The sequence below is a fragment of the Paenibacillus sp. Lou8.1 genome, assembly GCF_024213565.1.
In the GTDB taxonomy this organism is placed as follows: domain Bacteria; phylum Bacillota; class Bacilli; order Paenibacillales; family Paenibacillaceae; genus Paenibacillus; species Paenibacillus polymyxa_B.
Map to the genome: position 1 here is coordinate 123,506 of NZ_JANAVN010000017.1, position 15,669 is coordinate 139,174.

A 15,669-nucleotide genomic window follows, 5' to 3' on the forward strand; every position below is an offset into this window, starting at 1 on the left:
ACCCCTTATATCTGAACTATTGGTTGATCTCTTCCAATATTTCTTTAATAATAGCCGCATTTTTATCTATATATCCTGTACTTAACATATCAAAATGACTGCCAAATCCGTTATATACTTTGAACTCTCCCGTTGTTGCCTCTCTCCATCCTTCACATAAATCAGCTTCACCTTCATTGTCTTGCTGCTGTGATATAATAAGATGGATATTGGAGTTTATCTGTCCCGAGTTTATAACACTTCTAGTGTATTTATGATAATTTCTCATTCTTTCAATGGCCTTTTCAATAACTGCCTGGTTATCTCCAAACATGCCTTTTATAAGTTTCTCATTTTCTTCTATAAATTCCTTATCCTGTTGCTCAGCAAGTTTCTTAGCATCTTCGCTTTCTTCCTCAATAAGGACAAATGATTTAGCCGAATCCAGAAAGATTATATCGGATACATGATGTCCAGTTTCAATTAATACTTTAGCAACTTCAAATGCCAGATTACCTCCTGCCGAGTAACCAAATAGAATATATGGGCCCTCGGGTTTGACAGAAGTAATTGCCTTCACATACTCCTCCATCCTGCTCTCATTTTCTATAAAGTCAAAGGAATATATGGAATAAGCATTCATTTGTTTTGATAAACTACCATAAGCTATTCCATTTCCTCCTCCTGGAGGGAATGCAAACATAAGACTCTCCATTGCTGAATTAAAATGAATTGCCGGACTTGGTGTAATATAATCATTGGCGTACGTATTGTGTATAAAACGGGCAATTTCCTTTATGGTTGGGGCCATATAAAAGTCTTTTAGTGGTACCTCAACATTTAACTGTTCATAAATTCTGCTTATAAGGGATATTGCCTTCAGTGAGTATCCTCCCAGTTCAAAGAAGTTATCATTCACACCAATTTTTTGTACTCCAAGGGCATCATGCCACAGCAGTGCAAGCTTCTCCTCAACTTCACCGCAAGGCTCTACATACTCTACTGATGTAGCTAAAGTACCGTCATTTTGGGGTAAATTATTCCGATCTATTTTGCCATTGGCTGTCAAAGGCAGCTTTTCCAGCTGAACAAAGTATTGTGGTATCATGTAATCGGGAAGTTCTTTTAAGAGAAGCGCCCTTAAATCTGATATTGTAAATTCACTTTCCCCTGCTATATAAGCACACAAATACTTGTTGCCCTCCTGGTCTGTCTTTGCAATTACCGCAGCTTCTTTTATTGAAGGATGCTTTAATAGCTGCACTTCTATTTCCCCAAGCTCTATCCTAAAGCCCCTAATCTTTACCTGATGGTCTACTCTGCCTATAAATTCGATGTTTCCGTCAGGAAGCCACCTTCCAAGATCACCGGTACGATACATTCTTTCTCCAGAGCTGAAAGGATTAGCTACAAATTTTTCCGTAGTCAATTCAAGTTTGTTCAAATAGCCTTTTGCCAGCCCATCTCCAGATATATATATTTCACCAGTTGTATTAACCGGTAAGATATTCATGTCTTCATTAAGTATATATATCTTATAATTCTGCAATGGCATACCTATAGGTATACTTGTTAGATTTCTCACCTTCTCACGGCTTAAATGGTAATAAGTTGAATCTACGCAGCATTCTGTTGGACCATAAACGTTTGTTATAGTAGGGTTATTATCTTTAAACCGATCATAGAAACCTTGTATACCTTTACATGAAAGTTCTTCCCCTCCGATAATAAACTGCATAACTGAAAGAATTTCGCCAGGCCTGGCAGTATCTGTTAAAAGCTTTATATGTGCTGGTGTTCCGTCTGAAACAGCAATTGAATTCCTGTTATAGTACTTTAGAAGGCCCTCACCATCTAGCCTTGTATCCTCAGGAACTATAAACAGCGTATGGCCAAGGAGAGAAGCCGCAAATATTTGTTTTACAGATGCGTCAAAAAAGTAAGGGGACACAAGGGCAACATTTAAATAATTATCATAATTTTCATAGACAAGCTTTCTTAGTCCATAAACCAAGTTAACTACACTTCGATGCTCTATCATTGAACCCTTCGGAACTCCAGTAGATCCCGATGTATAAATGATATAAGCTAAGTCCTCTGGTTTATTTATTTTATCAAGGTTTTCAGCACTTCCAATGTATATTTCAGGGGAATCAAGCAGTAATATATTACCGTAAAACTCTGCTTTATCCGCTAAATGTGATTGCGTCAACAGCATAGTTGCATTACTATCTTCCAGTAATTTTTTTATTCTTAGTCCAGGAAGTTTGGTTGAAATTGGTAAATAGACACCTCCTGCTTTTAAAATTCCCAGTATTCCAACCTGCATATCTACGGATCTTTCTACCATTATTCCAACTATGCTGTTTTGCTTTACACCATTACTTCTAAGTGCTCTGGCAAGCTGATTTGCCTTTTCATTGAGCTGCCTGTAGGTTAATTGCTTGTCCTCAAACACTACAGCTACATTATCAGGTGTCCTTTCCACTTGGTCTTGGAACAGCTCATGTAGAGTCTTATCCCTAGGGTATTCTGCCTTTGTATCATTAAAACTATTTAGTATTTGCTGTTTTTCATCCTGAGATAGTATATTTATTTCGGACAGCATCTTTTCGGGGTAAGCTGTAATCTCTTCCAGTACATTGATGAAATGGACCCCAAGTTTTTCTATTGTCTCTTTCTTAAACAGACGAGTAGCATACTTTAACCCAAATACAATATTATTCTGGGTCTCTTGGGCGTTTAGGGTCAAATCAAATTTGGACGCCCTGAACTCATTATCATAGGGCATGAACCTTAGCCCATTCATCTTAAATTCTGATGCCTCTTTATTTTGCAAGACAAACATAGTATCAAACAGCGGATTTCTGCTCAAATCCCGCTTAATGCTAAGCTTCTCCACAAGTTCCTCAAATGGGTAATCCTGGTTTTCATAAGCCCTTAGAGCATTTTCTTTTACTACCATCAAAAACTCGCTGAAATTCTTTTTACCTTGAGGGTAATTCCTCATAGCTAGGGTATTGACAAACATGCCTATGATGTCCTGCAAATCTGTATGTGGCCTTCCTGCTATAGGGCTTCCAATTACGACATCTTCCTGTCCGGTGTATTTGAAAAGAAGCACATTGTATGAAGCTAGAAGCACCATATACAGTGTTGCTCCATGATCCACGGCAAGCTTGTTCAGTTTATGTGCAAGTTCCCGGCCTGTTTCAAAACTGACCATATCGCCTTCAAAACTCTGTATAGCCGGCCTTGGGTAGTCTACCGGCATATCAAGTACTGGTATTTCTCCCCTAAATGCCTGGAGCCAGTATTCTTCTTGTTTACTGATTGTGCCGTCAGCAAACAATTTATTCTGCCATACGGAATAGTCCTTGTACTGAATCTGAAGTGCTGGAAGATTCATTCCTTCATACAAGCTTATGAATTCTCTTACCAGTATTTCATCCGACACCCCGTCAGATATGATATGGTGTTTATCAAGCATCATGACATGCCTGTCTTCTCTAATTTTTACGAGCCCTGCTCTTAGTAAAGGAGCCTTGCCAAGGTCAAATGGCCTTATGAATTCATTTGCTGCTTCTGAGGCTTTTTCTTCGCCGGTTTCCATGTACATGATACTAAATTCCACCTCATCATGGACCTTCTGCACCGGTTCACCATCTACCATATGGAAGGAGGTCCGGAAAGCCTCATGCCTTTTTACCAGCTGATCTAAGGCTTTCTCAAAACGTTCTATATCAATACTGCCTTCTAACAACATAAACTCTGGCATATTGTATGCCACCCTTGCTCCTTCAAGCTGATTTAATATATACAGCCTTCTTTGGGAAGACGACATAGGATAGTATTCCATTTCTCCAGTGGGCTGGATAGATTGATAAATACTCTCTTGGGCTTCCTGGATGTACTTGGCAATTTCTGCAATTGTCGGCAGCTTGAATATCTCCTTAAGAGATATATTTACATTGAACTCTTTGTGAATTTTGGCTGCAAAGTTTATTGCTTTTAATGAGTGCCCCCCAAGCACAAAGAAATTATCATTTCTCCCTATTTTCTCAACCCCCAGGATATCCTGCCACAATTGTACAAGCTTCTCTTCCACTTCACCTGAAGGTGCTTCATACTCTACTCCAGTATTTAAATGAGCAGCAGGGTGGGGCAAGTTCTTCCGGTCTATCTTACCATTGGCTGTCAAAGGCATTTCATCCAGCTGCATGAAGTATGCCGGGATCATATACTCGGGCAATTCTTTTGAAAGGCATTCCCTTAGTTCAGTTATTGTCAGTTCATTTTCCCCAACGAAATATGCACACAGATCCTTGTTCTTCTGTTGGTCTTCCTTTACAATAACCACAGCTTCTTTTATTGAAGCATGTCTTAATAGCTGAGCCTCTATTTCTCCAAGTTCTATTCTAAATCCCCTTATCTTTACCTGGTGGTCCATCCTGCCTAAAAATTCTATATTCCCGTCAGGCAGCCATCTTGCCAAGTCCCCAGTACGATACATTCTTTCTCCCTTTATAAACGGGTTAGATACAAATCTTTCTGCAGTAAGCCCCGTCTTGTTTAAATAGCCTTTGGCAAGACCATCCCCAGATATATATAATTCCCCAGCGATACCTATAGGATTTACTTCTAATTTCTTACCAAGTATATATGCTCTGGTGTTTGGCAAAGGACGGCCTATGGGGATATTATCCAATCTACTAAGCCCCGCCGCAGTAATCAAATATTCCGTAGAATCCACACAGCATTCGGTAGGACCATAAACATTTGTGATGCAAGGTTGCACATCCTCAAATCTGCTTAGGAAGTCTTTTACTGCATCAAATGGAAGAACATCTCCGCCTATAATAAAATGTCTCACTTTTAGGTTATTATCTATAGGAGGAGAATTTAACATCATATTTACGTGTATGGGCGTTCCATCCGAAATATCAATCCTATTTTCACTATAGAAGTCCAGCAGCTTTTTACCGTCTTTCCTTGCTTCCTCCGGTACAATGTACAATGCATGCCCCATTAGCAGTGCTGCGAAAATCTGCTGCACCGAAGCATCAAAAACATAAGGGGCAATGAGGCAAACATTCAACGGTGATTCATATTTGCTATATATTCTCTGGAACAGACCCTCTACCAGGTTTAATACACTCTTATTATCAATGCAAACACCTTTAGGGTTTCCCGTTGAGCCAGAGGTATAGATGATGTACGCTGTATCACCAGGCTTATTTATACATTTTATATTCACATCGTTTATAAAATTATAATCATAATCAGATAAATCAATAATCTCACCATCGAAATCATCACGATCCATAAGATGATTTTGGGTGAGTAAAATTTTGGCCTTGCTGTCCTCCATCATATACCTTTTTCTTTCCAATGGATAATTAGGATCTACAGGAAGGTACGCCCCCCCAGCCTTGATTACTGACATTATACCTATAACCATTTCAGGCGAGCGGTCCACCATTATGCCTACAATATCATCAGGCTTTACTCCCTTTTCTCTTAATGCCCTGGCCAATTGGTTTGCCTTTTGATTCAGTTCTCGGTAGGTTAATTGTTTACCTTCAAAAACCACTGCAATATGATCAGGAGTCTTTTTCACTTGCTCCTCAAACATTTGGTGTATGGTTTTATCCAGGGGATATTCGAGAGCAGTATCGTTAAAGCTGTATAATACTTGCTGTTTTTCTTCCTGTGATAACATTTCGATTTCATAAAGCCTTTTTTCGGGGTATGCTGCAATTTCTTCCAGCAAATTGATGTAATGAGCCCCAAGTCTTTCAACTGTTTCTTTCTTAAACAGTCTTGTACAGTATTCGAGTTCAAAGGCTATACCATCCTCAGTCTCAAATGCATTTAAGGTGATGTCAAATTTTGATATTCTGCCTTCTATCCCTTTGTTGTACGGCTTGAAGCTTAGATCAGACGTTATGAGCTCTGCTTTTCCAACATTGTATATGGCAAACATGGTATCAAAGAGGGGATTCCTGCTCATATCCCTCCTTATGTCCAGCTTATCCACTAATTCTTCAAACTGATAGTCCTGATTGTCGTATGCTTTCAAAGCATTTTCTTTAACTTCTTTCAAGAATTCAATAAAAGTCTTTTCTCCTTGCGGGTGGTTTCTCATGGCCAGAGTGTTTACAAACATACCTATGATGTCTTGAAGGTCAGCATGAGGCCTTCCAGCTATAGGACTTCCCACAATAATATCTTCCTGTCCAGTGTATCTAGATAACAGCACATTGTATGCAGCAAGAAGCGTCATATATAATGTAGCTCCATTGTCTGATCCAAGCTTGTTAAGTCTAACCGCAAGCTCGCTATCAGCTTCAAAGCTGATGTAGTCTCCTTCAAAGCTTTGTACTGCGGGTCTTGGGTAGTCGGTGGATAAATCCAGCACAGGGATCTCTCCCTGAAAGGTCTGGAGCCAGAATTCCTCCTGCTTACTTATGGCAGCTCCTGCAAACAATTCCCTCTGCCAAACTGAGTAGTCCTTGTACTGTATACGCAGTGGAGGAAGTATTTTCCCTTCATATAAGCTTATAAACTCTCTTACCAGTATGTCGTTGGACACTCCATCCGATATGATATGATGCATGTCAAACACCATAATATGTCTGGCTTCTCCAATCTTTACAAGTCCAACTCTTAATAGTGGAGCCTTTCCAAGGTCAAAGGGCCTTATGAATTTCTCCACTATTTCGGGAACCTTCTCTTCACTGGTTTCCAGGTACATGATACTTAGGTCCGCCTTGTCATGGACTTTCTGAGACAGCTCTTCCTCGATCATATGGAAGGAGGTTCGAAAGCTCTCATGCCTTTCTATCAGACTATGAAAAGCCTGCTCAAAACGTGCTTTATCAACAGTACCTTCCAGCAATATTATGCCAGGTATATTGTAGGCGATTCCAGCTCCTTCAAGCTGGTTTAATATATATAGTCTTTTCTGGGCGGATGACATGGGATAATATTCCATATCCCCAGCACGTTGAATGGACTGATATAGGCTCTCCTTTGAGTCTTCAATGTAGCTGGCAATTTCTAAGATGGTTGGTGTCTTGAATATTTCCTTAAGAGGTATGTCTACATTGAACTCTTTGTGAATTCTTGCTACAAGGCTTGTTGCCTTTAACGAGTGTCCTCCGAGCATAAAGAAGTTATCATTTCTTCCTACCTTCTCTATTCCAAGGATGTCCTGCCACAGCAGCGCAAGCCTTTCCTCCACTTCACCTGAAGGCGCTGCATACTCTGTTCCTGTATTTATTCTTCCATCAGGCAGCGGCAGCGCCTTTCTGTCCAATTTTCCATTTATGGTTAACGGTACTTTTGCTATCCTCATAAAATAGGATGGAATCATATAATCGGGCAGCTCTTTAGATATAAGCTCCCTTATTTCGGTCACTGTCACTTCTCGGTCAGACACTATATAAGCGCAAAGATACCTGCCTACACTTGAATCCTTCCGGTCAATGACCACCGCCTCATTTATATCAGCATGCTTCAAAAGGGCTGCTTCTATTTCCTCAAGCTCGATTCTATACCCTCTTATTTTAACCTGGTGGTCTTTTCTGCCGGCAAATGCAATATTCCCGTCAGGAAGCCACTTTGCAAGATCTCCTGTTTTATACATCAGTTCTCCAGGCATAAATGGGTTCGGTACAAACTTTTCCCTGGTAAGTTCCGGTTTTTTCAAGTATCCTCTCGCCAATCCTGCCCCGGAAACACAGAGTTCACCCTCAACACCTATGGGCTTAAGATTATTGTTTTCATCAACTATAAACACCCGGGTATTGGTAATAGGTTTACCAATAGGTACCGACTTATCGGCCGTCTCACAATCATCTGCTTTCCATACCGTTGCACATACGGTTGTCTCAGTAGGTCCATAAGCATTTATATATGAAATCCTGTTGCTCCATTTCTTTAAAAGTTCGAGAGTGGAAGCCGAACCTGCTGCAATTACCTTCTTTAAGGAAGTTACTTTTTCCGGGTCCAGATTTGCCAGATACGGAGGTGGTAAAGTAGCAATAGTTATCTCATTTTCATTTAGGTATTCTTCAAATCTTCGATAGTCATTGATAATATCGCCTGAAGATATATATAGTGTTGCTCCTGCCAATAGTCCCATAAATATTTCCCAAACTGCAGCGTCGAATGAAATTGATGCAAATTGAATAATCCTATCGCTTTCACTTACATTTAAGCGGGTCTTGAAAAACGCCTCCAGATTTGCTACCCCTTTATGTTCTACCATAACCCCTTTAGGTTTTCCTGTAGACCCAGATGTATAAATGATATATGCCAAATTTTGCGGTGAACATACCACTTCCAGGTTCATAGGGTTTCCGGCATAAAGGCTTTCATCTTCTATGTCTATATACTTCCCGTAAAACTCCACTTTCTCCAGGAATTGCTTTTGGGAAATCAGCACCCCTATCTCGCTGTCCTCGAGTAAATATTCGATTCTTGCCTTAGGGTAGTCAGGATCTATAGGCATATATGCCCCTCCGGCTTTAAGTATGCCAAATATACCTATGACCATCTCCAGTGAGCGTTCTACCATAATACCCACTATGCTGTCTGGTTTAACTCCCTTATCCCTCAACACTCTTGCAAGCTGATTTGACTTCTCATTGAGTTCCCTATAGGTTAGCTGCTTACCCTCAAACACCACTGCCGCATTGTCAGGTGTCTTCACCGCTTGTTCCTCAAATAGTTGGTGAATGGTCTTTTCCCTGTGGTATTCCTCCGTTGTATTATTGAAGCAGTGTACTATTTCTTTCTTTTCCACTTCGGTGAGTATATCAATATTCCTAATATGCATATCGGGATTATCGGTTACAATTTCTATTACCGACTGAAAATGTCCCTTGATTTTTTCTATGAAATTACCATCATATACCAGTGAGTTGTAACTGAATTTAATAGATAATTCCTTACCGCCATCAACGAGTATCCCAAAATCATAATTCGTCTGCTCGAATATTTCCATTCCAACTACATTTAAAATGCCATTACTGGATGAAGCATTAACCGCTTCATCCATAGGGTAATTTTCAAAAGCCATGACATGATGTATCAAGGCATCTTTCAAGCATGTTTTTGACTGCACATCCGCCAGAGGATAGAAACTGTACCGGTCAGATTCAAGCACCGATTGCTGCATCTCTTTGATCAGTTCGGTAAAAGTTTTATCCTCATCACAACTCACCCTTACTGCAACGGTATTTATAAATAAACCCACCATGCTCTCAATTCCCTGTATTTCATGAGGCCTTCCCGATACCACCTCACCAAACACCACATCATCGGTATTGTTATACCGCTGTAATAATATCCCCCATATGGTCTTTATAATGGTACTCATGGTTGTATTGTTTTTGGCTGCAAACTTCTCAAGATCGCTAGTTATTTGTTCAGATATTTTAAACTCCGTTTCTTCAATCCTGAAATCATCACTTGCAGACCTGCCGTTTTGGGGAAGGACTGTCTGATGCTCGTAACCTTTAAGATAGGTTTCCCAGTAATCTGCGGCCTCGTTCTGATTTCTGCCTTCCAACCATTTGATATAGCGGCTGTAAGGATATACCTTTCCTGACTCCGGCTCCCGGCTATTCATCAGGGCTTCATAGTTTTCCATAAATTCTCTAAATATATTTGCGAGACTCCACCCATCAATAATGATGTGATGAAAGCTCCATACCATGTTATAAGATTGGTAGCCTGTTTTAATTACACTTAATCTTGTTAAAATATCCCTTGATAAGTCAAAGCCCTTTTTTCTGTCTTTAACCCTGTATTCTTCTATATACCTATCCCTTAGTTCTTCGGCAAGGGAGGTAATATCCTCATAGCTGACAGACAGCTTTCTTTCCTTCATGACTACTTGTAAGGGCTTGGCTACATTTTCATACAAAAAAATTGTTCTCAAAGCGTCATACTTTTCAATAATGATATTAACGCTCTTTTCAACACAATCAATGTCCAGGATGCCTTTTATAGAAAGTGATATCTGCTCAAAGTAGGCGTCTGAATTTTTATCCATCATATAGTGGTACAATATCCCTTGCTGCATAGGAGTGAGCCGGTACATATCTTTTATGTTTTGTTTCTTCAAATCACTCATAAGTACTCCTCCTTAAATACAAACTCTTTTTATTCGAAGTTATTCAATACGTCTTCAAACTCATCCATATTCAGATCGTCTACTGTAAAATCACTGAGTGTAGCTTCTGAATAGTCCATTTCTGCACAATGGGTTATTATGTTTACTAAATGCTTTTTAAAACTCACCGCTACCCCTTCAATAGTACTCTTCTCATACTCGCCCTGGTTGTAGCTAAAGTTTAATTCCAGCTTCCCGCCTTCTACAGTTCCGCCGTTAATATCAATACAATACTCACTTTTATAGTTTGGTCCTGTAGACTCTCCGGCAGGAATATCAGACACTCCAAATAAATTGTCTACATTATCCTGGTTGAATTGACCGAGGTAATTGAAGCTTATTTCAGGGTTTAGATTAAAGTTTAAATCGGCTTTGTTTTCCGGCAAGGTAAGATATTTTAGTATGCCGTAACCTATCCCTTTGTTAGGTATCTGCCTGATGTTTTCTTTTACCGATTTGATCATGCGGGAAATATCGAGTTGTCCGCTGACATCTAACACCACGGGATACTGGGTGGTGAACCATCCCACGGTCCTGCTTATGTCAATGTCTTTAATGATTTCCTCCCTGCCGTGCCCCTCCAGACTGATCAGAACCTTATCATTTCCGGTCCATTCCCTCACTGCTAATCCCAAGGCGGTAAGCAATATGTCGTTTACTTCTGTGTTATAAGCATGGTTTACCCGCTTTAGCATCTTCTCAGTCTCTTCAATACTCAGCTCGATCTTGACGCTATTGTTATTCATATACCTTCTTTCTTCAATCTCTCGGTCTTTTGGAAGCGGTATTGTTTCAGTTTTTTCCAAATTGGTCCAGTAATTTATTTCTTTTAATAGTTCAGGGCTATTGGCATACTCATCAAGCCTCTGTGCCCAATCTTTGAAAGAGTCGGTCTTGTTGCTGAATTTTATTTCATCATTGTTTAGCGCCTGTCTGTATCCTATGTCCAAATCTTCCAGTATGATTCTCCACGATACCCCATCAACTACAAGGTGGTGAATAGCTATTAGCAGGTGGTCCCCTTCTTTAGTCTTAAACAGACCAACCTTAACTAAAGGACCGTTATACAAGTCCATGCTCCTCTGAATCCTCGACGCTTCCAGCTCTATTTTTTCCCGGTAATTATAGCTGTCCCTAAGGTCTACAATTTCCAATGAAAAATGTTCACCTTCAAGGTTTTTGTTGTATTGGAGTATATTTTGATCCTCTATTTTTACCACTGTTCTAAAAATATCGTGGTGCTCTACAAGCTTTGACAATACTTTTCGAATAATAGCTTCTTCAAATCCGTTACGCCCATATATCATTATTTCCTGATTAAAATGATGGATATCCTTGCTGTCTTGTTTATACAACCATCTTTGTATAGGTGTTATCGGTACTATGCCTTCTACCGGGCCTTGATGAATTCTTCGGCTTGTAGATTGTATATATTCGACGAGTTCCTCAATTACAGGATGTTTGAATAAGTCCCGCATTTCAAGCTTTAGCCCATGGACGTTAAGACGCGACATTACCTGTATGGCTTTTATTGAGTCTCCTCCAAGGCTGAAGAAATTATCTTTTACCCCGATGTTTTCAGTTTTTAGTACGTCTTCCCATACTTTGGCCAGTATTTCTTCTCTTTCGTTTCTAGGAACTACATGCTCTACTCCGGTATTAATATTCCCCTGTGGTTCAGGCAATGCTTTCCGATCAATTTTACCGTTGGCATTAAATGGCAGCTGTTCCAGATTCATGAAATATGCTGGTACCATGTAGTCAGGTAGTTCGTTTAAGAGATGCTCCCTTAGCTCGGAAATGGTCAATTCATTTTCCCCTACAATATATGCACACAGGTACTTCTTCCCTTGCTGCTCTTCCTTTGCAATAACCACTGCTTCCTTAATAGCAGTGTGCTTCACCAGATGTGCTTCAATTTCTCCAAGCTCTATTCTAAAGCCTCTTATCTTTACCTGGTGGTCGATCCTGCCCATGAATTCGATGTTCCCATCAGGAAGCCGCCTTACTAAGTCCCCTGTGCGGTACACTTTTTCGCCGGGAATAAACGGGTTAGGTACAAATTTTTCTGCTGTCAGTTCAGGTCTATTCAAATAGCCCCTTGCAAGACCGCTTCCACCTATCACAAGTTCACCGGCCACTCCTACAGGAGTTAATTGGTTGTGCTTGTCCAGTATATAAAGGTATACATTCTGTAAAGCTTTCCCTATAGGTACTGTTATAAGTTCTTCTGCTATTTTCTTTGTTATACTGTAACCCGCTGCATATATCGTGGACTCTGTAGGCCCATAGATATTTTCCAGAGATGTGTTCTCTGAGACATCGAAAAGCTCATGGACAAGCTTTTTGGGCAGCGCTTCTCCAGCAGCAAAAATATACCTGAGAGTTGATGGCAGTTTTATACCATTATCTTTTAAAGTCTGTACCATTATATTCAGCATTGATGGTACAAAGTTTACATGGGTTATCTTATGCTTGTTTATTACCTCTACTAACTCCATAGCTTCCTTTTCCACACCTTGGCGTGATATTACAAGCTTTCCTCCGTTGAGGAACCAGCCAAATATCTCAGCTACGGATACGTCAAAGGTATAAGTTGTTTTAAATAGAAAAGCGTCTTCCGCTTTAAGCGGATACATGGCCTGGAGGGCTGTAATTATGTTTACAACGCTAGTATGCTCAATCATTCCACCTTTGGGCTTCCCTGTCGAACCTGATGTATAAATGACGTACGCAAGGTCCGAGGGTTTGTTTACATTTTCAAGCTTTGAGTTCTCTTCATTTAAATATTCTTCCTCCAGATATATAATATCCGCATCAATCTGCTTATTTTCCATAAAGGTCCTGGAGGTCAAAAGGATCTGGGAACCACTATCGTCCAACAAATACTTTATCCTTGTATCAGGATAATTAGGATCTATCGGCAGATACGCCCCTCCAGCTTTCAATATGGCAAATATCCCCACAATCATCTCAAATGAACGTTCGGCCATAATTCCTACAATACGGTCAGGCTTTACCCCTTTGTTCCTCAATACTCTGGCCAAATGATTTGCCTTTCCGTTCAATTCCCTGTAAGTCAAGTGCTTGTCTTCATATACCACAGCTATGTTGTCAGGTGTCCTTTCCACCTGCTCAGCAAACAGCTCATGTATGGTTTTGTCCTGCGGATAGTCTTTCTTAGTATCATTAAAGTCTATCAGCAACTGCTTTCTTTCTTCATGACTTAATATAATAAGCTTGTCAACTGACCCTTTGGGGTTATGGATAAACATATTTAAAATATTAATAAAATAGTCTATACACTCTTCTGCCTGTTTTCTTTCCAATACTTTGTCCGAGTAGATCAAGCTTATATTAAGATCATCGAATGTATTACTTACTGTAAAGTCAAGACTTGTATTGGTTGCTTCATATTCATCAACTGAAATTCTATCTTTAACATCACCGATTTCTTTGTTTATTATCTCGTTATATATATGAAAATCCACATAATTGAATATGGTATCAAATAAAGGATTTTCCTCTTTGTTTTCTTTTCCGCCCAGGATATTTATGATCTCAAATAAAGGCAGTCTTCCATAAAGCTTTAAGTTTATTAATTTCTTTTCTGCAACTTTTATCAATTCCTCCCATATATCGATTTTATCAAAACACATTTTGACGGGAACCGTATTTAAGAAGCACCCCAGCATCTTATCTCCATCTTCGCATACAGGTCTGTTATTTTCTACCAAACCTACGACAAAGTCATCCTCGTATGAAAGCATATTGAGCATATAAGTGTATGCAGCAAAGCAAAGTGTCTTTAAGCTTACATCATATCTTCTGGCAGTACTTCTTAAATCACCTAAAAATTCCTGACTTAAATGGCGTGTTACATGGTCTACTTTATAAGATTTTTTTGTTTTTCCATGAATATTTGCAGGCATATTCAACCTTTTATATTCACTTAATTCCTCTCTCCAATAATTAATTACTTCCTGGTTGTCCTTAATTGTCATTTGGTCTGCTATATAATCTTTATAGCTGCATTTAAGCCGTGTTGGTATATAATCTTTTTCTTGCTTAAGCTTAGAGTATAGGTTTGAAACTTCCGTAATCAATGAAGCAACACTCCAGCCATCCAGGATAGCATGGTGGAATATCAGAACCAGACAAATATGGTTTGCGTCAAGTTTGAATATTCTTATCCTCCAAAGGGGCTTTGATATATCAAACGGATTCGCTCTGTCATTTTCCAAATATTTGTTTATATACTCAACCTGCCCTGTCCTGCTAAAATTCATGATATCTATCTGCTCAATATCAAGACTACTGCCCTTGTAAACAATTTGCACAGGAGTTTCAAAATCCTCTAAATTAAAAACCGTCCTTAAAATATCATGTTTTGACGTCATTAGAAGCATCGCTTCTTTAAATGCTGGGAAATCAAAGTCTTTGTCATTCAGATGAAATGCAAATTGGTCATGATAAACTGCATTTTCATAGTCTTTTTTGGAATGATAAATCATACCCAGCTCTATGTGACTCATCGGATATATATCTTCCATGTCCGAAGGTAACTTTTCTGAGAGAGTTTCATTCATCAATATTCGCTGTTTAAATAACTCCAGTTCTTCCCTTGCTTTACCCATCTTACTGTTAAAAGCTTCCGTATCTTTTACTTTTAAGAATGCAGACAATCTCTCAATATCAGGATTCATGTATATATCCCTGATTTGGATGTTTATATCCAACTTTTTGCATATTGTGCTGACTAATGATATTGCACGTATAGAATCTCCGCCTATTTTAAAGAAGTTGTCCCTTATTCCTACCTGTTTTGCTCCAAGCACTTCCTGCCATATTTCAACCAGTTTCTCTTCCACTTCATTCCGCGGCGCTACATATTCTGTTCCCGTACTCATACTTCCGTCAGGCTCGGGCAATGCTTTCCTGTCTATTTTTCCATTAGGGGTCAATGGCAGCTTTTCCATCTGCATAAAGTAAGAAGGGATCATGTAGTCCGGGAGCTCTTTTGACAAGTGTTCCCTCATCCCCTGTACGGTTATTTCTTGATCCGGTACGACGTACGCACAAAGATACTTATTTCCGTCAGCTCCTTCTTTGTCCAATACCACTGCTTCTTTTATTGTTTCATGCTTTAATAACCGGTTCTCTATTTCACCCAGTTCTATCCTGTAGCCTCTTATCTTTACCTGATGGTCGATCCTGCCCAGGTATTCTAGGTTGCCGTCAGGCAGCCACCTTGCCAGGTCACCTGTCCTGTACATCCTTTCACCCGGTGCGAATGGGTTTGCTGCGAATTTTTCTTCTGTAAGTTCCGGTCTGTTCAAGTACCCTCTTGCCAGTCCATCCCCTGCTATACATAGTTCTCCCGCTACTCCTATCGGCTGCAGGCCCTTTTCCTTACTCACAACATATAACTTAATGTTATCTATGGGCTTTCCTATAGGTACAAGCTCCAATTCTTCTTCCGTAGAGCAGCCAAAGTAGGATAC

The 15,669-nt window shown here is 39.7% G+C and carries 1 protein-coding gene and 1 pseudogene; both read right to left on the bottom strand.

Annotated features, from left to right (window positions below; all coding sequences use genetic code 11):
- Positions 1–16: 16 nt before the first annotated feature.
- Positions 17–10,126, bottom strand: coding sequence for a non-ribosomal peptide synthetase (locus tag NLX78_RS22315; RefSeq protein ID WP_254351533.1), 10,110 nt, complete (start codon positions 10,124–10,126; stop codon positions 17–19).
- Between the two features lie 29 nt (positions 10,127–10,155).
- Positions 10,156–15,636, bottom strand: a pseudogene (locus NLX78_RS22320) (amino acid adenylation domain-containing protein); the annotation flags it as partial.
- Positions 15,637–15,669: the final 33 nt, after the last annotated feature.

Excerpts from the sequence above, each read along its gene's own strand:
- NLX78_RS22315 (WP_254351533.1), bottom strand. The coding sequence starts at position 10,126 with ATGAGTGATTTGAAGAAACAAAACATAAAAGATATGTACCGGCTCACT.